25 protein-coding genes and 1 pseudogene are annotated in these 21,937 nt (G+C 64.1%); 5 read left to right on the plus strand and 21 right to left on the minus strand.

The window, feature by feature from the left end:
- Nucleotides 1-27 precede the first annotated feature (27 nt).
- From BCL79_RS10080 to BCL79_RS10105, 6 genes are all read right to left on the minus strand, one after another.
- Nucleotides 28-504, minus strand: coding sequence for a CopG family transcriptional regulator (locus BCL79_RS10080; RefSeq protein WP_042043506.1), 477 nt, complete (start codon nucleotides 502-504; stop codon nucleotides 28-30).
- The gene (locus BCL79_RS10085; protein ID WP_121040499.1) at nucleotides 501-2,498 is read right to left on the minus strand and encodes a conjugal transfer protein TraG; all 1,998 of its coding nucleotides are present in this window, start codon (nucleotides 2,496-2,498) and stop codon (nucleotides 501-503) included. Before BCL79_RS10085 ends, BCL79_RS10080 begins: the two co-directional genes overlap by 4 nt.
- A gap of 235 nt (nucleotides 2,499-2,733) precedes the next feature.
- A complete protein-coding gene (locus BCL79_RS10090) occupies nucleotides 2,734-2,997 on the minus strand; it encodes an EexN family lipoprotein (protein ID WP_121040501.1) in 264 nt (87 codons plus the stop codon).
- Nucleotides 2,997-3,938 carry a LysR family transcriptional regulator gene (locus BCL79_RS10095; RefSeq protein WP_121041304.1) on the minus strand — a complete coding sequence of 314 codons (942 nt, stop codon included), beginning with the start codon at nucleotides 3,936-3,938 and terminating at the stop codon, nucleotides 2,997-2,999. The genes BCL79_RS10090 and BCL79_RS10095 overlap by 1 nt, the downstream gene beginning before the upstream one ends.
- 7 nt (nucleotides 3,939-3,945) lie before the next feature.
- Nucleotides 3,946-5,139: an MFS transporter gene (locus BCL79_RS10100; RefSeq protein WP_121040503.1), complete on the minus strand. Its 1,194-nt coding sequence runs from the start codon at nucleotides 5,137-5,139 to the stop codon at nucleotides 3,946-3,948.
- Nucleotides 5,140-5,142: 3 nt separating this feature from the next.
- Nucleotides 5,143-5,847 (minus strand): type 1 glutamine amidotransferase domain-containing protein, encoded by a 705-nt coding sequence (locus tag BCL79_RS10105; protein ID WP_121040505.1) that lies wholly within the window; start codon nucleotides 5,845-5,847, stop codon nucleotides 5,143-5,145.
- Between the two features lie 154 nt (nucleotides 5,848-6,001).
- On the opposite strand from BCL79_RS10105, the gene BCL79_RS10110 reads away from it, so the two are divergent.
- A complete protein-coding gene (locus BCL79_RS10110) occupies nucleotides 6,002-6,910 on the plus strand; it encodes a LysR family transcriptional regulator (protein ID WP_183073717.1) in 909 nt (302 codons plus the stop codon).
- A 45-nt stretch (nucleotides 6,911-6,955) separates the two neighbouring features.
- Here the strand turns inward: BCL79_RS10110 and BCL79_RS10115 are convergent, their stop codons facing one another.
- Genes BCL79_RS10115 through BCL79_RS10125 form a run of 3 tightly spaced genes read right to left on the minus strand, consistent with a single transcriptional unit; the run spans nucleotide 6,956 to nucleotide 8,696 of the window.
- Entirely contained in the window at nucleotides 6,956-7,795 is an 840-nt protein-coding gene (locus tag BCL79_RS10115) for an MBL fold metallo-hydrolase (RefSeq protein ID WP_121040509.1), read from the minus strand.
- Between the two features lie 21 nt (nucleotides 7,796-7,816).
- Nucleotides 7,817-8,143 (minus strand): hypothetical protein, encoded by a 327-nt coding sequence (locus tag BCL79_RS10120; protein ID WP_121040511.1) that lies wholly within the window; start codon nucleotides 8,141-8,143, stop codon nucleotides 7,817-7,819.
- Entirely contained in the window at nucleotides 8,136-8,696 is a 561-nt protein-coding gene (locus tag BCL79_RS10125) for a sugar ABC transporter (protein ID WP_121040513.1), read from the minus strand. The genes BCL79_RS10120 and BCL79_RS10125 overlap by 8 nt, the downstream gene beginning before the upstream one ends.
- Nucleotides 8,697-8,757: 61 nt before the next feature.
- Between BCL79_RS10125 and BCL79_RS10130 the strand changes: the two genes are divergently transcribed.
- Complete coding sequence (locus BCL79_RS10130; protein ID WP_220668903.1) at nucleotides 8,758-9,756, plus strand: LysR substrate-binding domain-containing protein; 999 nt, start codon at nucleotides 8,758-8,760, stop codon at nucleotides 9,754-9,756.
- Nucleotides 9,757-9,914: 158 nt separating this feature from the next.
- Here BCL79_RS10130 and BCL79_RS10140 read toward each other — a convergent pair.
- The 3 genes and pseudogenes from BCL79_RS10140 to BCL79_RS10150 form a co-directional block, all read right to left on the minus strand.
- Nucleotides 9,915-10,178 (minus strand): annotated as a pseudogene (locus tag BCL79_RS10140) (entry exclusion lipoprotein TrbK).
- Nucleotides 10,175-11,119, minus strand: a complete 945-nt coding sequence (locus BCL79_RS10145) for a LysR family transcriptional regulator (RefSeq protein ID WP_121040515.1) — start codon at nucleotides 11,117-11,119, stop codon at nucleotides 10,175-10,177. The pseudogene BCL79_RS10140 and the gene BCL79_RS10145 overlap by 4 nt, the downstream one beginning before the upstream one ends.
- Before the next feature lie 68 nt (nucleotides 11,120-11,187).
- Nucleotides 11,188-12,714: an MFS transporter gene (locus BCL79_RS10150; RefSeq protein ID WP_121040517.1), complete on the minus strand. Its 1,527-nt coding sequence runs from the start codon at nucleotides 12,712-12,714 to the stop codon at nucleotides 11,188-11,190.
- A 113-nt stretch (nucleotides 12,715-12,827) separates the two neighbouring features.
- On the opposite strand from BCL79_RS10150, the gene BCL79_RS10155 reads away from it, so the two are divergent.
- Nucleotides 12,828-13,775: a LysR family transcriptional regulator gene (locus tag BCL79_RS10155; protein WP_259462139.1), complete on the plus strand. Its 948-nt coding sequence runs from the start codon at nucleotides 12,828-12,830 to the stop codon at nucleotides 13,773-13,775.
- Here the strand turns inward: BCL79_RS10155 and BCL79_RS10160 are convergent.
- From BCL79_RS10160 to parA, 5 genes are all read right to left on the minus strand, one after another.
- Nucleotides 13,764-15,758: a relaxase/mobilization nuclease domain-containing protein gene (locus BCL79_RS10160; RefSeq protein ID WP_121040521.1), complete on the minus strand. Its 1,995-nt coding sequence runs from the start codon at nucleotides 15,756-15,758 to the stop codon at nucleotides 13,764-13,766. The two genes, BCL79_RS10155 and BCL79_RS10160, sit on opposite strands and share 12 nt — an antisense overlap.
- Before the next feature lie 448 nt (nucleotides 15,759-16,206).
- Nucleotides 16,207-16,806 (minus strand): S26 family signal peptidase, encoded by a 600-nt coding sequence (locus BCL79_RS10170; protein WP_121040525.1) that lies wholly within the window; start codon nucleotides 16,804-16,806, stop codon nucleotides 16,207-16,209.
- Nucleotides 16,803-17,360 carry a DUF2840 domain-containing protein gene (locus tag BCL79_RS10175; RefSeq protein ID WP_121040527.1) on the minus strand — a complete coding sequence of 186 codons (558 nt, stop codon included), beginning with the start codon at nucleotides 17,358-17,360 and terminating at the stop codon, nucleotides 16,803-16,805. The genes BCL79_RS10170 and BCL79_RS10175 overlap by 4 nt, the downstream gene beginning before the upstream one ends.
- Nucleotides 17,357-17,644, minus strand: a complete 288-nt coding sequence (locus BCL79_RS10180; RefSeq protein WP_121041310.1) for a chromosome partitioning protein ParB — start codon at nucleotides 17,642-17,644, stop codon at nucleotides 17,357-17,359. The genes BCL79_RS10175 and BCL79_RS10180 overlap by 4 nt, the downstream gene beginning before the upstream one ends.
- Nucleotides 17,641-18,279, minus strand: a complete 639-nt coding sequence (gene parA, locus BCL79_RS10185) for a ParA family partition ATPase (protein WP_121040529.1) — start codon at nucleotides 18,277-18,279, stop codon at nucleotides 17,641-17,643. Before parA ends, BCL79_RS10180 begins: the two co-directional genes overlap by 4 nt.
- Between parA and BCL79_RS20315 the strand changes: the two genes are divergently transcribed.
- Nucleotides 18,278-18,418, plus strand: a complete 141-nt coding sequence (locus BCL79_RS20315) for a hypothetical protein (RefSeq protein WP_183073768.1) — start codon at nucleotides 18,278-18,280, stop codon at nucleotides 18,416-18,418. The two genes, parA and BCL79_RS20315, sit on opposite strands and share 2 nt — an antisense overlap.
- A gap of 162 nt (nucleotides 18,419-18,580) precedes the next feature.
- Here BCL79_RS20315 and BCL79_RS10195 read toward each other — a convergent pair whose 3' ends face one another.
- From BCL79_RS10195 to BCL79_RS20390, 4 genes are all read right to left on the minus strand, one after another.
- Nucleotides 18,581-19,402: a replication initiator protein A gene (locus tag BCL79_RS10195; protein WP_427832875.1), complete on the minus strand. Its 822-nt coding sequence runs from the start codon at nucleotides 19,400-19,402 to the stop codon at nucleotides 18,581-18,583.
- A gap of 62 nt (nucleotides 19,403-19,464) precedes the next feature.
- A complete protein-coding gene (locus tag BCL79_RS10200) occupies nucleotides 19,465-19,749 on the minus strand; it encodes a helix-turn-helix transcriptional regulator (protein ID WP_031772739.1) in 285 nt (94 codons plus the stop codon).
- A 111-nt stretch (nucleotides 19,750-19,860) separates the two neighbouring features.
- Nucleotides 19,861-20,640: a DUF2285 domain-containing protein gene (locus BCL79_RS10205; RefSeq protein ID WP_121040533.1), complete on the minus strand. Its 780-nt coding sequence runs from the start codon at nucleotides 20,638-20,640 to the stop codon at nucleotides 19,861-19,863.
- Between the two features lie 345 nt (nucleotides 20,641-20,985).
- Nucleotides 20,986-21,336 carry a DUF2958 domain-containing protein gene (locus BCL79_RS20390; RefSeq protein ID WP_220668904.1) on the minus strand — a complete coding sequence of 117 codons (351 nt, stop codon included), beginning with the start codon at nucleotides 21,334-21,336 and terminating at the stop codon, nucleotides 20,986-20,988.
- 315 nt (nucleotides 21,337-21,651) lie between these two features.
- Here BCL79_RS20390 and BCL79_RS10215 point away from each other — a divergent pair, with 315 nt between their 5' ends.
- The gene (locus BCL79_RS10215; protein WP_121040537.1) at nucleotides 21,652-21,936 is read left to right on the plus strand and encodes a helix-turn-helix domain-containing protein; all 285 of its coding nucleotides are present in this window, start codon (nucleotides 21,652-21,654) and stop codon (nucleotides 21,934-21,936) included.
- Nucleotide 21,937: the final 1 nt, after the last annotated feature.

Raw genomic sequence — 21,937 nt, forward strand, 5'->3', positions numbered from 1 at the left:
GTTCGGGCGGGGTCTGCGGAACGGCGCTCATGAGGCACGCTCCGTAGCACGTTCATGGGCTTCGGCGAGCGCCGCCGCGTCATCCATCCGCATCGGATCGGGATGCAGTTCTTCCACCACGTCGCGCACCAGGCTCCGGCCGCGCAGCAGGTGCCTGCCGAGCTGTTCGATGAATTGCTCGAAACGCGCCTTGCCCTGCGCGCGGGCCGCGTCCTGATGCGCCTCGGGCACCGGCGTGCTGACGGTCAGGAAGTAGCGGATGAACAGCGCCAGCGTTTCGATTTGGATGTTCTGGTCGCGCTCCAGTCGTTCGGCCTGCCGCGACAGGCGATCCAGTCGCTTGGCGATGGCGGCCTCGCGCTGGTCGCCCGCGTCCGGCGACAGCCAGGACGCCAGCGCTGCCGCGACGATGGACGACTTGGACACGCCTTTCTTGGCGGCTAGTTCTTCCAGACGCTTGGCGTGCTCGTGCTGGATGAACAGGTTGAGGCGGTATTGGCTCATAGGTCGATTCCGTCGTTAGGGTCGAGAGAGGCCAGCCGGGCCGTGCGCTGCATGGCCGGATCGAACTGGCCGGGAAGCGGCAGCGGCAGGTCGTAGTCGTCATCGAGCAGCGCCAAATCATCGGGCGCATCCAGCTCGGGGTCGTAAGCGACGGATTCGGAGAGTTCGGGTTGGCGGCGCGGGCCGCCGTCGTCGGTGCCGCCCGGCTCATCGGCGGATGTCGTGGCTGATGCGACGGGCACGGCTGGAATCGCTAGGCCGCTCCAGTCGTCGGCGCGTGCCGGTGGCACGTCGGCGTACTGCCCGGCCGCCAGCGCGGGCGGTGACAGCACACGCTGCTTGAAATTGGTGTCGGCGTAGTAGCGCAGCTTCTTGGCCTTGATCGGCGCCATGCTGGACACCATCACCACGGATTCATCGGGCGGGAGTTGCATCACTTCGCCCGGTGTCAGCAGCGGTCGGGCCGTTTCCTGCCGCGACACCATCAAATGCCCGAGCCAAGGCGCGAGTCGGTGGCCGGCGTAGTTGCGCTGCGCGCGCAGCTCGGTCGCGGTGCCCAGCGTTTCCGAAATGCGCTTGGCGGTGCGTTCGTCGTTCGTGGCGAACGTCACCCGGACATGGCAGTTGTCCAGAATCGAATGGTTCTGGCCGTAGGCTTTGTCGATCTGGTTGAGCGACTGCGCGATGAGGAAACTGCGGATGCCGTAGCCGGCCATGAAGGCAAGCGCCGTCTCGAAGAAGTCGAGCCGGCCCAGCGCCGGAAACTCATCGAGCATCAGCAACAGCTTGTGGCGGCGTTCGATGCCATCGCTGCCATCGAGCGATTCGGTGAGGCGTCGCCCGATCTGGTTCAAGATGAGCCGGATCAACGGCTTGGTGCGGCTTATGTCCGAAGGCGGCACCACCAGGTACAGCGACACAGGTGACTCGGACGCGATCAGGTCGGCGATGCGCCAGTCGCAGCGCGACGTGACCTCGGCCACAGTGGGGTCGCGGTACAAGCCCAAGAAGCTCATCGCGGTGGAGAGCACGCCCGACCGCTCGTTGTCCGACTTGTTGAGCACTTCACGCGCGGCGGACGCGACAACAGGATGCGGCGCGTCACCGAGATGGCGCGTGGTCATCATCCGGTGCAGCGTCAGCTCGAACGGGCACGCCGGGTCGGAGAGGAAGTTGGCGACGCCGCGCAGCGTTTTGTCTTCGCCGGCGTAGAGCACATGCAGGATGGCGCCGACCAGCAGCGCATGGCTGGTCTTCTCCCAATGATTGCGCTTCTCCAACGCACCTTCGGGGTCAACGAGAATGTCCGCGATGTTCTGCACGTCGCGCACTTCATGCGCGCCGCGCCGCACTTCTAGCAGCGGGTTGTATGCGGCTGACTTCGCATCGGTGGGGTTGAACAGCAGGCAATGCGAGAAGCGCGAACGCCAGCCGGCGGTGATCTGCCAGTTCTCGCCCTTGATGTCGTGGATCACTGCCGATGCAGGCCAGGACAGCAAAGTCGGCACCACCAGGCCCACGCCTTTGCCAGAGCGCGTGGGCGCGAAGGTCAGGACGTGTTCCGGGCCTTCATGGCGCAGGTACTGTCCATCATGCAGGCCGAGAAAGACGCCGGCCGACTGCATCAGCCCGGCCTTGCGAATGTCGGCGGTGTTGGCCCAACGCGCCGAGCCATAGGTCGTGACCAGACGAGATTGCCGCGAGCGCCACACTGACATGGCGATGGCAACCACTACGGCGACCAAGCCGCTGCCGCCCGCAATGGCGCCGCCCATGTCGAAAACATGCGGCGCGTAGGCATCGAAGAAGAACCACCACTCGAACAGCCGCCACGGGTGATAGACCGGCGTACCGAAGAAATCGAACCAGGGCGAGCCAAGGCGTAGTTGGTAGGCCAGAGTGGCGGCAGTCCATTGCGTTGCACTCCACACACCCGCGATCACGATGCTGAAAACAACCGCGATCTGCCCGAACAGCACTCCCTGAGCTTGCATTGACTGGCCTCCGATTTCCTCTGCGCTGATTCCTCGTTCACACGCGGCACAAGGACGTGCCGCATGACGCGAGAATCGGTGCTGGGTCGGTGCCGGTCAAAGACCGTTATCGGGAGAAAAGTCTAGAAAAAAGGAAGAATTCGCGCAGCGTCGAGCCAAAGAAAAACGCCGCAAGCGCAGGCGCATTGCGGCGTGTATGGCGAGAAAACGGAATATGTTGTTGAATCGACCGCGATCAGAACTTAGGCGGCTCCTTCGGCGGTGTGTACGGGGTCTTGCCATCGCCGTAGAACCGCTTGCGCGTAGCCTCGGCGACTCGATTGCACAGCACGTCGCCAAGCCTGGCGCGATCAGTCTTGCACTGCTGGCGCAGCTCCTTCAGCAGTGCCGGATCGGCGGCAAGTTCCTCCACGGTCGGCACCTCGGCCTGCTTGGGCGTTTCCGATTGGCCGCAAGCGGTTAATGCCACGGCCAGCAAGAACGGAATGGAGTTTTTCATCATGCGGGTTCCTCCAGGGAGTCGGCATCAAGACCCGGCGTGGGCCTGCTACCTTCGGGTGATTCGATGGCCTGCACACGGTCGATGAAGCGGGCGAGCATTTCCGAAGGCTCGCCTTCCGGACGCAGCAAGTAGGTCGTCAGCAGCGGTGAACGGCCTGTCAGTGGCCGTGCCACTACGCCAGGTTCCTGGCTGGCCAAGATGTGCGCGCAGCCCGTCAGCCCCAGGGCGATGCCTGCGGACACCAGCGCCATCATCAGGTCGCAGGACGCCACCCGTTCAGCCACCAGCGGTTCCATGTCCACACGGCGCAGCACACGATCCACCTGCCGGGCATGGCCCTCGCACGCCTGCGGATCGCACAGCACCAGGGGATAGCGCAGCAGTTCTTCCAAAGGGATGCGCTTGTGGGCCAGCAGGGGATGCCGTGCCGGCACGGCCACCATCAGCGGATCACTCCATACCGGCTCGGCAATGAGGCCATCACCGACCTCATCAGCGCGCGCAAAGCCCACGTCGTACAGGTCGCCGTGCAGCCCTTTGATCTGTTGCGACAGCGGCACCTCGAAGAAGCGGATCTCAACCTCGGGTTCTTCCTGCCGACACAGTGCCAACAAGGCCGGCAGACGCGAGGGCGTCATACCGTCGGATAGTGCAATGCGCAATTGGCTGTGGAAACCGTTGGCGGCGGCCTTCACGCTGTCGCGCGCTTGCTGCAAGGCAGAGAAGACACGCGGCACATGCTCAAAGAATAGCTTGCCCGCACGGGTCAGCCGAGTGCTGCGCGTGGTGCGCGCGAACAGCACCACGCCCAGTTCTTGTTCCAGTTCCTTGATGGCGCGCGACAGCGGCGATTGCTCAATGTGTAGCTTCTCCGCCGCACGGGCGAAATGGAGTTCTTCGGCTACGGCCAGGAAGCAGCGAAGATGCCGAAGCTCCATCATTCACCTATCCATGAAGTCTTGCGCCCAGGAACTCGGGACGTCGCATCTGCCAGAGCATCCAGGCAATTCCCAGCCCCACGGCCACCGCACCGACCCAGGCGGTACTGGTCAGGCCCATCATCTCCAGACTGGCACCCCCCAGCAGCGAACCCAAAGCGATACCACCATTGAAGCCGGCGATGTTCAGACCTGCGGCCACTGCTGGCGCTTGCGGCGCGTGGATATGCGACAGTCCGATCACACGTGCTTGCAAGGCTGGCACCGCCGCATAGGTCAACGCACCCAGCAGGCCCGTCAGCAATACCATCAACGGCAGAGACGCGGCCGAGAACCAGATCGCCAACAGCACCACAGCCAGGCCGATCAGGACGATCATCACGGCGAAGTCCGCACCCTTGCGGTCGGTCAGGCGTCCGCCCCAGATGTTGCCAATGGCGGCCATCACGCCATAGCCCAGCATCAACAGGCTGGCCGTGCTTTCGCTGACGTTCGTCACTTGCAGCAGGATCGGCGAAATGTAGGTGTAGAGCGCGAACGACCCGGCATACGCCAGCACGGTTATGCCGGCTCCAGCCAGCAGGCGCGGATTGAACATCGCTTTTAGGCCATCCATCGCGTCGGCCTGCACTGAGGCGTCGTCCCGATCCGTCGGCATCAAGGCCAGTAAGCCGAGGAAGCCAATCGCGCCGCTCGCGGCTACTGCCATGAAGATGACTTGCCAGCTCAACACGCTGCCCAGGTAGGTGCCGAGCGGAACGCCCAGCGCCAGGGCCAGAGTCAAGCCGCCAAATACCACGGCCACCGCCGCACCGGCCCGATGCCGGCCCGCCAGTTGGGTTGCCACGCTGGAGGCCACGGCAAGAAATACTCCATGTCCCAGGCCCGACGCGAAACGGGCTACCAACATAGGCGTCAGTGCATCGGACAGGCTGACCACCGCATTGCCCAGCGTGAACAGGCCCATCGCCACCAGCAGCAGCCGCTTGCGCGGCCAGCGTGTGGCGAGCGCCGTCAGGCCCGGCGCACCGATCACCGCGCCCAGCGCATAGGCCGTAACCGCCGTGCCGACCTGGCTGACGCTGGCATGCAGATCCGCAGAAATGGTGGACACCAGGCCGATGGTGACGAACTCTGTGAAGCCCAGGGCGAACGCGCAAAGCGCGAAGACATAGATGACGAAAGGCATGCGCTCGTTCATGGCTCAGGCCCGATCCACGGATGCCGCCGCCAGCAGCGGCAGCATCGCTTCTGCCACGCCCTTGGCCGACGCCGGGTTCTGCCCTGTCACCAGCCGCTCGCTCACCACTACCAGTGCCTGGAAGTTCGGCGCGGGCACATGCCGGGCGCCACGCTCCTGCAGGGCGTCGGCCAGCAGGAACGGGACCGTGTCGTACAGACTAACCGCGCGTTCCTCGTCATTGGTGAAGGCCGATACCTCCTTGCCTGCGACCAGATAGCGACCGTCGGACAACTTGACATTCACCAGCCCGGCCGGGCCGTGGCAGACGGCCGCGACCACGCCGCCACGCTCGTAGATGCGCGCCGCGATGGCCGACAGTTCGGCGTTGTCGGGGAAGTCCCACATCGTCGCGTGGCCGCCGGCGTAGAAGATCGCGGCGTAGGCATCGGGATCGACCTGCGCGGGTGCCAAGGTGTTCTCGGTGGCACCGCGCAGCGCCGCGTCGTTCCAGAACGCGGCATTGATCGGATCGTCCAGGTCGAGTCCATCGACGTGCGTCTTGCCGCCCTTGGGGCTGACGAAATCGACCGCATGGCCGGCGTCGGCCAGCACCCGATGCGGATGCGTGACCTCGGACAGATAGAAACCGCTGCGCGCGGCGTCGGCGGCGCCCGCCGGTCCCTTGCGGTCGTGGCTGGTCAAGACGAAAAGAATGCGTTGGGTCATCGGAGGCTCCTGCAAGCGAGTCGAGCACACCGCCGAGCGCCTCCGGCGGAGGCGTGCGCGTTGCGGCATGCGAAGTAAGGAACCTCATTCTGGTGAATCCGGTATATCCTTTAAATGACCAAAATAGACAAACACTTTCCCCGGAATGACCCAAATGGCCCTGCGCAACCTCGATGACTTGGCGGTGTTCGTGCATGTGGTGGAGCGCCAGAGCTTTTCCGCCGCCGCACGCGACCTGCATCTCGCACCCAAGACGGTCAGCAAGCAGATTGCCCGGCTGGAGCAGGCCTTGGGCACCACGCTGTTCGAGCGCAACACCCGCAACCTGCGCATCACCGGCGAAGGCCGCGCCATCGCCGAACGGGCGCGGGTCGCCCTGGCGGTGCTGGAAGAAGTGCAGGAACTGGCGACCGGCGGCAGCCAGGAACTGAGCGGCACCATCCGCCTGACCGCGCCCACGCCGTTCGGGCGCAAGTTCGTGGCCCCGGCTATCCACGATTTCTGCCGCCTGCATCCCAGGGTCGGCTTCGACCTGCGCCTGTCCGATCAAGTGCAGGATCTGTATAGCGGCGACCTCGACCTGGCGATTCGCATGGGCGAGTTGGCCGATTCGCGTTTGGTGGCGCGGCGCGTGGCCGACAACCGGCGCATCCTGGCGGCGTCTCCCGCCTACCTGAAAGCGCATGGCAGTCCCGCGCAGCCGGAAGAACTGGAACGGCACAACTGCCTGGTGTTCGCTTATCCGGGCCTGCTGCAAAGCACCTGGCCGCTGCGCAAGGGCCGCCGGGAGAAGCCTGTCGCGGTCAGCGGTACGCTGTGCAGCGACAACGGCGACGTGCTGCATGCGTGGTGCGTGGCCGGGCTGGGCATCTCGCTGCGCGAGACCTGGGACATTCACGAGGAACTGCGCGACGGGAGGCTGGTACGCGTGTTGCCGGACTGGGAAGCCACGCCCTCGAAGATCAGCATCGTGCGGGCACGGCGCGAACCCGTGCCGCACCGACTGACGGCGTTCAGTGATTTTTTGTTTGATCGCTGGCAGCAAGCGCCATGGGATCATTGATCTCATTCCCCGCTGCTGGCTGATCCCAGACATCTCTATCGGCGGCTAAGCTTCATAGAAAATCTCGTAGCGCGCACCTTTGCGCTTGATGTGCCCGAATCCAAGCTCGCCAAGGTGCATGCCAGCGATAAGGATTCTGTCCGAGCTAACAACATCCAACAGTTTTGATCGTGTTTCGGCGGAGAGAATCGGATCTTGGTCGAATGCAATTGATACGTCGGGACGAGCAATCTGGATCTGGGGGAAATGAACGATATCCCCCCAAACCAGCAGCCTACGATCATGGGATTCGATGCGATAACCGGAATGCCCTGCGGTATGTCCCAGAAGGGGCATCGCACTGATACCAGGGAGAACTTCGCTATCAACAAACGTGCGCGTCTTCTCCCGATACTGATCGAACACCTTCCGAGCAAACAGAAAGTTGCCACGAGCTCGCTCACTCGCTCGACTGAGGTTGCCATCGTCCTCCCAGAAAGAGACCTCATGCTGGTGGACCACCAACTCTGCAGCGGGAAAGACTGCTTCCCCTGACGAGTCAAGCAGCCCCCCAACATGGTCGGGGTGTGCATGGGTCAGAAGAATGGTGTCAATGTCAGAGGGCTGCACACCAGCAAGTGCGAGATTCGCTATCAACTTTCCACCCCATTGCTTGAACCCACCAGCTCCCGCGTCGATGAGGATCGTGCGACCCCTTCCACGCACCAGGTAACAGTTGATGTGGATCGAGGATGGGTCGCTCACGCCTGCGTCCTGCTGCAACTTGGACGCCTCCATAGGATCGATATTGGAGAGCAGATCTAGACTTGCGGAAAGGTATCCGTCACTGATCGCCGTGATCGAAAACTCGCCGATCTGCTGGCCTGGAAATTTCATCTTGTTCATTGCGGAGCTCCTTGCGCGTAATCAGTTCCGCGCGTAGATGGCGGGGGCCGGATAGCCGAAGCAACGGATGCGCGCCGTTAGCCCCGTATGGCGCTTTATGGCCTCATCCAGTCGCGCCATGAAGGCGTCCATGACCGATGGCGTCCTGAACGGTTCGAGGCGGTACTTGATTTCCGCGTAAGCAGGATGCCCGCGCCCCTGGTGAGCAGCGACATAGATGAAATGCACGTTGTCCAGCGCAGCCCGGAGGACGTCCGTGCAAAGCGCAGTGCATCGTTCGGTGAGTTCCGCCAGATTCGCTTCGGGCGGCATCTTTTTCGCCTGGATGAAGATCGTCAGGTTAGGCATGTCGGTTCTGCCCCTGCGTCTGGGGCACTGCGCCATCGCCACTCGTCAATTGCGCGGTCATCGGGGCATAGAGGTGCACGTCCTTCGGAAGGGTTTCCACATTGAGACTGATGGAGCTATCCAGCTTCGCCAGCCACCTGTTTTCAGGAAATTTATCCAATGCGACGGCCCGCATCAGGTCAGGCTTGAGCCCCATCTCGATGAGCGGCTCGGGACCGACTGCGCTCACGATCAGATGGTCTCCTTCACCGATGGCAGGCGCGCGTTCAAGGCCGCCATAAAGATTGCGGTGCCAATCGGTGATGTGCTGCTGCCATCGTGCGAAGTTGCCGCCACCCTTCTGGCGGTACTCATCGTCCTCAAGCACAGCCAGACCGTCGATCGAGTGCATGGCAAGGTAGACGGGGCAACCAGCGCTCAACGCCTTGAATCGCTGCGAGGTATGGAACCCGCTTACTGAAATAAGCGCGGGCAGCTTTTCCAGGCTGTAGAAATTATTCCACTCCGCTTCGCTGGCTGGGTCGGAAAAGCTGCACTCGACGGTATAGATCATGGGTGACTCGTTACCGGACTTCTTGTACGTCCGGCCCTCTTTGTTGATGTTCCGTCATGGTATGACCTTGATCTCGGCGCATAAAACGATTATTCGGTATGCTTCAGTGACAAAACATCAAGCTAAACCGATCACAAGCTTTAAGCTAGGAACGCTCATGCGAAGGAAGATCCCCAGCAGCACGGCACTGATGGCCTTCGAAGCGGCCGCCCGCCACGGCAGCTTTGCGCGCGCGGCAGAGGAACTGTCTTTGACTGAAGGAGCCATCAGTCGCCAGATTGGTCGGCTGGAAGCCTTCCTCGGAGTCACGCTGTTCGAGCGGGTCGGCAATCGGGTCCGACTCCTGCCCAACGGGGAACGCTACGCGGCCCAAGTTCGCGAATCGCTTGACCGCCTTGATCGGGACAGTCAGTACCTGATGGGGCAGCCGAACGATGGCGCAAGCCTGGACATCGCCACCATCCCGACCTTCGCGATGCGATGGCTCATTCCTCGCTTGACACGATTCCAGCAAAAGCATCCGAACATCACTGTGCATTTGGCCGAGCGCATGGACCCCTTTGTCCTGGCCGGGAGCGGATTTGATGCTGCCATCCATTTCGAGCACCCAGCGTGGACGGGCATGCGGACTCACCCCCTTTTGCATGAAGTGCTGGTTCCGGTTTGCCATCCTGGACTTCTGACAGGACGCAAACGAACAAGCGCCCTGGACGAATTACCGCGCCTGCACCGACGACAGAACCCCGAAGCTTGGCTTCAGTACTCCCAGGAGACGGGAACCCCGCTGACCAATCCTGCCATTGGTGCGCGCTATGACCTTCATGGAATGTTGATAGAAGCCGCATTGGCCGGCCTCGGTGTTGCGCTAGTACCGCGCCTCTACGTTGAAACCGAACTTGCGCTAGGAAGTCTGGTCGCCCCGTGGCCGGAGGGGAAAACCATTTCCAAAACCTTCTGCCTCATCCTCCCCGAGCCCATCGGATTGAGCAGAGAGCCAATACAAGCGTTTGCTCAATGGCTGCTCGACGAAGCGAAGCAGGGAACACCGGTTGACTCGTAGGAAATATCCTTTCTCTATTGTTATCAGATAGACGGGCCACGTTGCCGCCCAATCTCCCAAAGACACACCGCCGCCGCGCACCATCGCGGCAAGCTGCTGCCCCAACCGCTGCTCGATCACCGGCCGCCACGGCACCAGAATGAACCCCATGCCGTCGATCAAAACTTGGGCAGCTCCTTCGGCGGTTTGTACGGGGTGTTGCCATCGCCATAGAACCGCTTGCGCGTGGCTTCGGCGACTCGATTACACAGCACATCAACAAGCCTGGCACGATCGGTCTTTCACTGTTGGCGCAGCTCCTTCAGCAGTGCCGGATCGGCGGCCAGTTCTTCCACGGTCGGCAGGTCGGTCGTTTGAAGCGCGTCGGACGGGCCGCAGCCCGCCAGCACCGCCGCTAGCAGGAACAAGATGCGCCTTCTCATGGTTTGGATTCCTCGGTGGGATCGAGGGAATAGCTTGGCGCTGGCCTAGTAGCCTCGGGAGAGTCGATGGCCTGGACGCGGTCTATGAAGCGGGTCACCGCTTCCAAAGGTTCTCCCGCCGGGCGCAGCAGATAGGTCGTCAGCATGAGCGAACGCCCTGCCAAAGGCCGTGCCACGACTCCTGGCTCACGGCTGGCTGCGATGTGTGCTGCACCCGTCAGCCCCAAGGCGAAACCGGCGGATACCAGCGTCATCATTAGGTCGAATGAAGCCACCCGTTCGACCACCAGCGGCTCCATGTCCACGCGACGCAGCACGCGCTCGATTTGCCGTGCATAGCCTTCGCATGCCTGCGGGTCGCCCAACACCAGCGGGAATCGAAGCACTTCTTCCAGCGGAATCCGCTTGTGCCTGAGCAAGTCATGCCGTGCCGGCACAGCCACCATTAGTGGATCACTCCAAGCCGCCGCTGCCACGATGCCGTTGCCAACCTCATCGGACTGTGCGAAGCCTATGTCGTACAGGTCATCGCGCAGCCCTTTGATTTGCTGCGAAAGCGGCACCTCGAACAGGCGGATATCGACCTCGGGTTCATCCTGGCGGCACAGCGCTAGCAGCGACGACAGACGAGACGGCGTGATGCCGTCTGACAGTGCGACGCGCAACTGGCCGTGGAAGCCATTAGCCGCCGCCTTCACGCTTTCGCGTGCCTGCTGCAAGGCGGCGAGGACGCGCGGCACATGATCCAAGAACAGGTTGCCCGCGCGGGTCAGCCGCGTGCTGCGCGTGGTACGGGCGAACAGCACCACGCCCAGCTCTTCTTCTAGTTCCTTGATGGCGCGCGACAAGGGCGACTGCTCGATGTGCAGCTTCTCCGCTGCGCGGGCGAAGTGCAGTTCTTCGGCGACGGCTATGAAGCAGCGCAGATGGCGAAGCTCCATATCGCTTGGCTTCCATTGGTTGTTGTTTCGCTCATTGACTTGCCTCAAGATTTCAAAGATTTGCCTTGCTAATCGGCTGACCGTCGCAGCGTCAGAATGCAGACCACGGCGGTTAGGACTGAGAGCACGGCCAGCACAGCAAAGATGCTGTGGAAAGCAGAGGTATAGGCATGACGTGCAAGCTCGTTGATCGCCCCGTCCATCGCGCTGACAACGCCGGCAGAAGGACTGTGCGCGGCGCCGGCTCCGATCTGGCCGGCGATCGCTGTGACGTCCTGCGGTAGCGACAGCGAGTCGGCCTGCGCCGCTGCACGCAGGTTCGCGGCCGTTAAGCCGATCAACACGGCACCGATGGCGGCGATGGCGATCGCTTCTCCCGCCACGCGCATGGTAGTGAAGATGCCGGCCGCCATTCCTGCGCGCTCCTTGGGCACCACACTGACAGACAAGGCGTCCATCAAACCCCACGGCAGGCCATTGCCGACGCCGATCAGCAGCATGGGGATCGCCATCGCCCACAAGCTCCCGTCAGGCGACAGGCCCATCAACAGCCAGGCGCCAAGCGCGGAGATGAGGAAGCCGATGCCGGACAGCAGACCGGGCGAGACGTGCTGGGCCATTCGCCCGGCCAGTAGCGGCACCACCAGCATCGGTGCGGTCAGCGGTAGGATCGCAAGGCCAGCCGTGAAAGCATCGCGTCCCTGTATGACGATGAACCAGATCGGTACATAGACGATCAGGGCGATGAAGCTGAACCCGGTTGCCACCGGCAGCAACTGCACGCCGATGAAACGCGGGTAACGGAACAGGGAGAGTTCGAGCATGGGACGCGGACGCCGCAGTTCCACGGCGACGAAGGCGCCGAGCAGCAGAGCAGTGCCGCCCAGCAGCGACAGCACGCGCAGGCTCGCCCAGCCGTCCTGCGGCCCGCGCACGATGCCGAAGGTCAGCGAGACCAGGGCGGCCGTGAACAGCATGGTGCCCGGCCAGTCGATGCCTTGCGCCTCCGGGTCACGGGATTCCCTGATCCGTCGCGTACCCAGCATCAGGATCAAGGCCGCGATCAGTGCGATGGCGAAGTAGAGCGAGCGCCAACCCAGGTGCTCGATCAAGAACCCTGAGGCCATTGGTCCGAACGCAAGACCAACGCCGAATGCGGTGCCAAGGAGGCTGAAAGCCCGAGTGCGCTGCGCGCCCTCGAACTCCTGTGCTAGCAGTGAAGTGGCCGAAGTCAACACCAGGGCCCCGCCGACGCCTTCGGCGGCGCGCAGCAGATTGAGCAGCAGCAGGCTGGGGGTCAGGCTGATCAGCAGCGACGTGACGATGAATATCCAGAGTCCTGCCACGAAACAACGCTTGCGCCCAATCTGGTCACCGATGGCACCCGCGGCCATGACGCAACTACCGAATGCGATGGCGTAGGCGTTAACGATCCAGCTCAAGCTGGACTGATCGCCGCCTAAGTCGCGCCCGACCGCCGGAGTAGATATCGCCGGACCAGTGAAAACCAGAGGAATGATGATTGCAGAGACGCAGATCGCCGCCAGTATCTTGTATCGGTCCTCTACGGCGACCGCCGAACGTGTCTTTTCCATTGCAACTCCAATACGCCCTCCGTCCACGCCGGATGTGCATAGAGCCGAGGGCTTGACGATTGCCCTGCAGGTTAATTAATTCATTGAAAGATGATAATATGGCTTGAACACATATGACTGCTGCAAATAATGCAGATATGAACGGAACCGAGTTCGAGCAGATCACAGCTTTTTTGGCCACCATCGAGCATGGCGGCTTCACCGCTGCCGGCCAGGCGCTGGGGCGTGATGGCTCCATCCTCTCGCGACGCGTCACGGCACTGGAAAAGCGCCTAGGTGTGCGCCTTATGGAGCGCACCACGCGAAGACTGGCATTGACGGAAGCAGGCGAAGCCTTTCATCATCGCATGCGCGGTGCACTGCACGCTTTGCAGGAAATAGAGCGTGACACCGAAGCAGCAGCGGTCGGCGTGCGTGGCACGTTGCGTATCGCCTTGCCGGCGACCTTCGGCCGGATGTGGGTTGCCCCGATCCTTCCCGTTTTCCTCGCAACCTATCCCGATCTGGTCGTGGAAACGGCTTTCGAGGATCGTTACGTCGATCTGATTGCGGAGTCCTTCGATGTGGCTGTTCGCATCGGAACATTGACCGATAGCAGGTTGGTTGCACGCAGGCTCGCGCCATCGCGCCGCATGCTTTGTGCGTCACCCGCCTATCTGCAAGCACACGGTGCGCCTATTCGGCCTGCCGATCTTGGCCAGCACGCTTGCCTGGGGTTCTTCCGCCTAGTCTCGCATCCTCTTTGGCATCTGCGCGATGGCGACAAGACGACTGCAATTCGGATCGCAGGTCCACTGGTCACAGACGATGCCTATAGCCTCGTACAAGCGGCCGTCTCCGGCACGGGCATCGCAATGGTGTCCGACTGGTTGGCTGGCCCGGAACTGTGCAGCGGCCGGCTGGTGCCGGTGCTGCCCGATCATCCCGTGGAGAACGACGAGACGATTTACTTGGTGCATCCATCCGCGCGACTGGTTCCAACCAAGACACGGGCGTTCGCTGACTGGATTTTGGGGGAGCTTGGCACGAGTCCGTGGCTGAGCCAGGGGTCAGCCGACTGACGGCCCTCTGGATCGTCCAACCTCCCAGGACACTCCACCACCGCGCATCGTGACCGCAAGTTGCTGCCCGAGTCTCTGCTCGATCACCGGCCGCCACGGCACTAAGCTGAATCCCATGCCGTCATCCAGCATCGCGTAGCGCCCGCTGGCGAGCATGACGGAACGCCGGTAGATACCAGCGACGCGCTGCCCATCGGCTGCCGGGCGATGCTCCAGGCCAGTCTCGGCGGCAATGTCCTTGGCGACGTGACCCAGCTCCCGATTGCGCAGCGTGCCCAGGAGGTTCCGAGCGAGGATCACACGCTGCCCGCGCCGCTCGGCGAGCCCTTGCTCTTCGAGGAAGTCGGCACGTTGCTGCATGGCCTGCTTGGCCTCGCCGCCAAAGCCTAGGTCGCCGAGCCCCTTGCCGCCACCGATCAGTTGCTGGTCGAGCCAGGTAGCGCCGATAACGCGAGCCTGCCGCTCAATCGGCAGGTGCGATTTCAACTCCACCGATACGCCGCCAAGCCGTTGCACGTCGTGCTGGCGGCCACTTTCGGCCAGGTCGTCCGGCACCTTCCATAGCCCTTCGGCCACGCGCTCCACGATGCCGGAGCGGCGCAGGGCTTCCAGCCGACGGACGTGGGCGGCGATGACTTCCTGCGGGTCGCGTCCGGGCTTGGCCCGGCCCCGTTCGATTGCCAGGTGATGGTCGGTGCGGTACAGGCCATCGCTCGCCAGCGCAGCGATGTTCTTGTCGGCGGCGCGCACGTCGGCCGAACCCTTCACTTCCACCACCGCGCCCGTGGGATAGTTCGCCAGCTCGTCGCGGGCATTGAGCGCGACGTAGTGTGCCTTGCCGTCCACGCCGTCGATGACCAGATAGCCCCGGTCGTGCAGCTCGTCGGCCAGCCCCTTCGCGGCCACGCGGCCGATGATGCTGCGGCCATCGTCGCCCGGCTCGAACACCGCCAGCTCGCGCGGCTGGCCGCTCATGGCCCGCTGCATGGTGCGGATAATGTCGCCACGCTCGCCCAAGGCGCGCAAGGTCTTCTCGGCATCGTCATGAATGGCCCAGGTTCCGGGCTGCTCTTCGTCGGCCAAGCCCAGGCGCTGCAAGCGTTGCAGGCGGCCGATCAACAGCAGGCGCTTGCGTTGCGAGTTCGGCTCGTTGAAGCGTTCGATCTGCACGCGGCCATCCTCGCCGGTCTCGCGTTGCAGCGTGCGATCCAGGCTCGTCCACCGCTCCTGTTCCACCTCGCGCCCCAAGGTCTGCTGAATCTCCAGTTCAGTGCGCGGCCCCAGCCATTCGGTCGCCAGTTCGGCGGCGCGATGGCGGAAGCCGTGGGCGATGTAGTCGCCCGCGATGATGAGGTCTTTGCCGGTGTCGTCGCGCCCGCGCACGATCAGGTGAGTGTGCGGGTTGTCGGTGTTCCAGTGATCAACCGCCACCCAATCCAGCCGCGTGCCCAGGTCGGCTTCCATACGGTTCACCAGATGCCGGGTGTAGGTGCGCAGGTCGTCCAGTTCCGCGCCGTCTTCGGGCGAGACAATGAAGCGGAAATGGTGCCGGTCGTCGGCGCAGCGTTCCTTGAAGGCATCCAGGTCGGCTTCGTCGGCCTGCGGCCCGTAGGCCCGGCCCGGTTCGCCATCGCGGCCCGCGCCGTCGCGCTCGATGTAGCGCAGGTGCTTGGCGAGAGATTGCGGGCTGGCGTTGCGCTGATTGACCAGCAGGGTCTTGATGGTCACGCGCCGCGACACGGGCGTCAGCTTCGCCCCGGCGAAACGTGCCGCCGTGTGGCCGCGCCCCAGACGCGAGCCGGGCCGCTGGCCGGCGTGCGCACCGTTGCTGCCAGTGGCAGGACGGCGCACCGCCGGCTTGCCGCCGCTGGCTTTGCCAGCCTGCTTGAGCACCTTGGAAACGAAGCTCTGGCCCTGGCCCTTGCCCCGGTTCTTCGGGGCGCTGGGGCGCACGTGGAAATCGTCTTCGCCGCGGTCCGTCATGGCTGCGCTCCCCGAAAGCTACGGCGTGTCGTGTCGGGCGAAGCACGCATACATGCCTGCATTGGCGCGGGCCTCGCGCCCCACGCGGCACGGCGGCGATGCCGCCGCGTGCCGCGCCACCCCAACGTGCAGACAGGCTTTCGACGCGGCCCGGTGCCGTGTCCTTTTGTCTTGCCTTCCTCCTTTGCCCTTCGCTGTCGCTCCGGGCATCGTCGGCCCGGGGACGCTGTGCTGCTTGCAGCCAGCCCGCCGGCGAACGCGCCAATGGCCACAGGCCGGACGCGTTCGAGGCAAGACGGCTGCACGTTGGACGGCTGCGCCGAAGGCAGCGCAAAGTGCGGTGCGAATGCACCCGCACTGTACGCGCGACGACACGGCGATGAACAGCAGGACGACACGCCCGATGGCACGATGAGATGCGCGGCGACGTGCAGCGAATCGGCGGCCTTCATGGGCGTGTCTCCAGCCAGACCGGATGCGCAACGCCGATCACGGCGGTTGCGCTGACCGGGCCGAAATAACGGCTGTCGAACGACGCCCAGTTGGTCACGCTCAAGAGGAACAGTTCGCCTTCAGCCAGCGGGCGGCAATGCGGCCAGGATGGCAGCGACCGGCGCAGCCGATCAGCAGGCAACGCGGCGGCCACAGGCACGCCGTCGATGCGAACCTGACCGGCGACGATGCAGACGTGTTGCGGTGCGACCGCGCCCACACGTTTGAGCAGCGGAACGTTAGCCGGCAGGTAGCCGCGCTGCGCAGCAAGTGCGCCAGCGTTGGCAGGCAATCGGGTCAGGACGATGCTGCCCACTTCCAGCCGACGTGGCAGCGAGGCGGGCCGATGGTCGAGCAGATCGACGCGATACCAGCCGACCGGAACGCTGTCGGATGGGTTGTAGATCAGGCGCGGCAGCGGTCGCACGAATGCCGCCCAGGCCAGCGCAGCAAGGCCGACGGCGGCGAAGCACGCCAGCACGATGCGAGCGCGCAGGCGCGAACGAGGACGCGGCGCGGCTTCGGGCGTGCATGCGGTGGTGGAATCAGCGGTCATGGCAGCGCCCTCCCGGCCAGCCAGGCGGCGTGCCGTTCGGCGGTGTATTCGGGCAGCGCCAGGCAGGCCGCCACACGGTTGCCCAGCGTGCGCCAGTACGCGGGCGACACGTCGATGGAGGCGATGCCCAGTGCCTCGATGGCGTCGATGCGTTCCAACACGGCACGCACCGCGTTCTCGCCTTCGGCATGCAGCAGCAGGCGCGCTCCGGGCCGCACGCCGGGGATACGCTGCAAGGCATCCAGCGGCGTGCCAGCCTGCATCACCATGAGCTGCCAGCGGATCGTGCCGTAGTCGTTGGCTTGCCAGCGGATGCGGCAGAACATCGAGCCGGGCAGGAACATGGCGCAGCGCCGCCAGCGGTCGAGCTGGAGCGTGCGCGCCGGTTCGCCGAAGCGCAGGTAGAGCTTGAAGCGCGGTTCGATGTAGGCCAGCGATACGCGCGTCAGCGGCTCGTTGCCGGCCTGGCCGGCGAGTACCGCGAGCGACGGCGCAGCCGGAGGCGATGCGGCAGCCGTGGCCGTGTTCGCGGCGGGTGCAGCGGATGCGTTCATGGCGTGTTCTCCGTGCGGGTCTCGGGAAACTCCCGCTCCAGCAAAGCGCGCAGCAGTTCGGCCACCGTCACGCCCCGCGTGAAGGCCGATACCTTGATGCGTGCCCGCAGCGCGGGCGTCACGTCGAGGGTCAGGCGGGCGGTGTAGAGGTCGCCCTTGTTGAGCGCATCGGCGTCGCCCTGGCGAATCCACGCTTCGGCGTGCGGATTCGCCGGTGGGCGCGCACCGATGCCGACGCGCTTGCTAGCACGCGAACCGTTGCGGGTGGTGCTGTCGCTGCTCATGCCGGCCACCGCAGCAGTTCATCGACCAGCGCAGCGATCTCGCGTGCGGCGGCGCTGTCGGGCGCGGCTTCGCGCGCGAGCCGGCCAGCGGCCACGCTGTCGGCAAAGACGATCCTTTGCCGAACCTCGGCGCGCAGCGCTGGCAGCGGCTGTTCCGCCAGCGATTGCCGCGCTTCGCGGCCGATGATGGTGGTGCTGACGCGCCGGTTGATGACGAAGGCCGCGCGCAGCGCAGGCCGGAACACCTGGGCCTCGCGGATCAATGCCACCATCTCGGCGCTGGCCCACAGGTCGTAGGGGCTGGGCTGTACCGGGATCAGCACGCGCTCGGCCGCCAGCAACGCGGAGCGCGCCAGGGCGGCGATGCGCGGCGGCCCGTCGATGATGACGTGATCTGCGCGGCGGGCGAGTTCTGGCGCTTCCTGGTGCAGCGTCTCGCGGGCGAGGCCCACGGCGCTGAACAGCCGGGGCAAGCCTTGCTGGCTTCTGCGCTGCGTCCAGTCCAGCGATGAACCCTGCGGGTCGGCATCCAGCAGGATGACCGACTGCCCGCGCATCGCCAGTTCGCCCGCGATGTGCGTGGCGAGCGTGGTCTTGCCGACGCCCCCTTTCTGGTTGAGCAAGGCGACTATCATGGCGCGACCCTCCGATCTGGAAAGCCAGCGTGGTTTTGCCTTGCCGAACGGGGTTGGTTTTGGGGCTGTTCTTGCCTTCGGGACGGCGGCGCTTTTTGCCTTTCGGCAGTTGTCCACCGAAACGACGCTTCTCTACTAAAAGTTAGAGAATTTAAGTTAGTAATGTTAGAGGGCACGCAAACCCAATGCCGGTGCGGGTTTGCGGCCGATTGGCACGCCTGATAGCACGATAGTCCCACGTCCGATAGCACGATACCCCGCACGCCTGATAGCACGACACTATTCACAGCTTGTCCCGACGTTATCCCCGTGCCGTGTACGGCACGGGCCGGAACGTCAGCAGTTCGGTGTTGTCGTCCAGCATCCGTTCGATGCCCAAGACGTAGCCGGGCAGCGATTGCCGAGCGACCAATGCGCGCAGGTCGCAGGCGAAGTCGTAGGGCTTGGCGGTACTGCCGGATTTCTGGTGCAGGTAGCGGAAGTCGAACTGCCAGCCGTATTCCTGCCTGCCGCCGTGCTTGCGCACCAGGCGGTACAGCCAGCGTTCGATGCCGCCCGTGAGCCGGAAATACGCCGGGTCGATGGTCAGCACCAAAGCAGCATCGAGCACGCCTGCGTAGAACCAGTCCGGCAGGATCAGTTCGATGCCCAGCGGTGTGCCGCTGGCGTCGGCCAGCTCCTTCCACTCGTTGATCCACGAGAAGCGGTGCAGGCGCCTTCCTGTGGTCTCGCGGATGGACGTGGCCACGGTGGTCGATTGCAGCCGGTCGAGCGCCGCCTTCAGGCGTTGGTAGTCGCGCAGTGACTTGCCGCGCCCGATGAATCGCAGGATCTCGTAAGGGGTGGCGTGCATCAGCCGCGACGGCTGCAGGCCCGCGTCCTTCGCCTCCACGATCTGGCTGGCGGCCCAGATCAGGATGTCGGCATCCCAAATCGTGGCGATGCCATGCTCCTGCGTGCCCTCCACGCGGATCGTCACGTTGCCGGCGCGGAAGTCGATAGGCTTGACCCGCTTGGATTTCGCCAACGAGAAGAACGGATAGGCCATCAAATCCTGGCTGTCGCGCGGCGCCATGTCGCCCGGCAAGGCGCGGAACAGGTCGAGCTGTTCGCGCTCCTGCATCGGCCGCTGCCGGGGCGGCAGCGCGGGACTGGACACGACGACGGACACCCGTGAACCGACGATCAGCGGCGATCACGGTAGTCACCCGCATGGCGCTCGGCGTACTCCGGGTCGGAGGTGGCATCGAAGCTGCGCGCATCGGCCCAGGCGTCGAGGTCGGCCACGGCGTACATGACGCGGCGCCCAAACTTGCGGAACTTCGGCCCACCGCCGATCACGCGCTGTTTCTCCAGCGTGCGGGGCGACAGGCGCAGGTAGTCGGCGGCCTCGTCGTTGGTCAGGTAGCGTTGGGGCTGCGCGGGCGCAGCGACAGCAGCGGCGGCAGGCCGCAAGGGAGCGGGTCGCATGGGATGGTCCTCCATCAAGCCCGGCCACACCACGCAGCCGGATAGAGGCACTTTCAAGAAAGCGAGGCTTCCTGCTAAGGGACGAATTGCAGGGAGCGCAAAACGTCCCCCCTAATGCGGTGCAACTGGCGGAAGCTGCGCCAGGCTGCGATAGCCGCCGCGCATCAGCGCCTCGCCACGACGCACCAGCCGCCGCACGCGGGCACGCAAGGCGCTGTCTTTGTGCCAGTCGGCGGAGACGGCATTCGCACCGAACAACCCTTCGGCGACCTCGCGCAAGGACGCGCCCGCCAGGGTCGCGTCGAGCGCCTGCAAGGTGTGCAGTTCCAGCAGCGCAGCGGGCGCGGGCCGGGAACGGGCCGCTGCCGCAGGCGCAGCTACGGTCGCCACGGCCAAGGCATCCAGCCCGGCCGCCAGCGCGCGATAGCGTGCGCAGGGTGTAGCGCAAGCGCGGGTGGCGTAGAGGTAGGCCATGCCGTCTTCCAGGCCCGGCGCCAGCGCGAGCCGCATGCAGCAGCCGGGCCAGTGCGACACCAGCACCAGACGCTTGCCGTCGTGGATCAAGTGTTTGCGACCGGGGAGGCGCCAGAACTCGAAGGCATAGGCATCGGGCGGCGGATCGGCATCGGGGTATAGCTGCACCACGGCGTCATGATCGGGGAACCAGGCCGGATGCGCGTCGCGTGCATCCAGGGCCGGGTCTTCCCACAGGCGCAGGCCCCAGCGCTGTGCTGCGTCCGGCCAGCGGCGACGGCGCAGCCAGTCGCGGCGGTAGTCGGGATTGCGGCGCAGGTACTCCCAGGCCAGGGCCGGGCCATCAAGATGCAGCGTGTAGAGATACGCGGCGGTCGGATACCAGTGTTCTCGATGTTCGGCGCTCGGGCCAGCCATGACGCAACCTCCTGTCAGTCAGCAGGAACGTCGCCACGGTTTTCGATGTGCGGGAGCTATCGGTTCAACATCAAAGCGTCATCGTTATCGGGTTAAGTTGCTCTTCTGGTGTCAAGACCGATTGGCTCCGCTGCATTGCGAAAATCGTCTGAATGCGACGGCTGCGCCGCCAGGAATCGACGGTCAGCAGCGGATACCGTGCCGCAGTCCGCGTCGAAGACCATGACTGTTTGCAGCAGGGTCGCACTGCTTCGGTGCAAGAGTGAGGATTGAGACCTGCACGGTCTTGAGTAAGACGGAAATAGTCACAATGCGCCCCGGCTGGACGGGCTGCGCATGGCTCGGTCAGTCAGGGATCGAGCCGTTTTCTTCGGCCAGCCGCAGGTACTCCGACAGCCGCCGCACTGGCTGGAAGTAGCGATCACGCATCACGGGTTGCTTGCGCGGCCCGACGATGAACGCCAGATCGGACAGCTTGACCGTGCCCAGCGCCGGCATCCCGATGCCGAGGTCGATCAGGCCATAGGCCGTGTCGCCATCCACAGGATCGAGCGACACCAGCAGCCAGGTCGCATGCGCGTCCGGGGTGAACAGCCTCACCACGGGCAGCGGGTCGAGGTGCTGGCCGGCATCGCGTGCCGCGCCGTGGGCCAGCAGCCGGGCGCGTTCATCGGCGGTGACAAGTGGCAGGGTCATGGTCGGAATCCCCACGAAACCGAGGATGCGCGGACGCGCTTTTGTGCCGAAGCGCAGAACCGCCGAACCGTATCCATGCATCCGTGCGCAAGCACCGATACGCAATCCATCGCATCCGTAGAAGAACGGATGCGCACCAGCGGAATTGTAGAAAGCCGGAAAGACACGGATGCGGTTCCCTGAATTTGGAGCCATCCGCAGATGCGGATTTCCGTAAAGGCAAGAAAGCGTAGAACAACACCAAATGCGCACTATAGTTTGTAGCGCTATAGTGCGCAATCGGATGTCATCTTGGTTTTCTAAGGAAAACCACAGGTGGCGGCGAAACACTCATTGGCGACGGCAATACGGACGGTCAGAAAAGCGCGCGGCTTGAGCCAGGAAGCGTTCTCCGACGTCTCCAGCCGTACCTACCTGAGTTTGCTGGAGCGCGACCTGAAAAGCCCGACCATGCACAAGCTGACCGAGCTGTGCGAGGTCATGAACGTGCATCCGCTCACGTTGCTGACGCTGGCCTATGCCGGCGAGGACAAGCGCAAAGTCCAACAGCTTCTGGTACAAGTTCAGAAGGAACTGGATGCAATCCTTTTTGGTGAATGAC

This window comes from Stenotrophomonas rhizophila, assembly GCF_003651185.1.
GTDB lineage: Bacteria > Pseudomonadota > Gammaproteobacteria > Xanthomonadales > Xanthomonadaceae > Stenotrophomonas > Stenotrophomonas maltophilia_Z.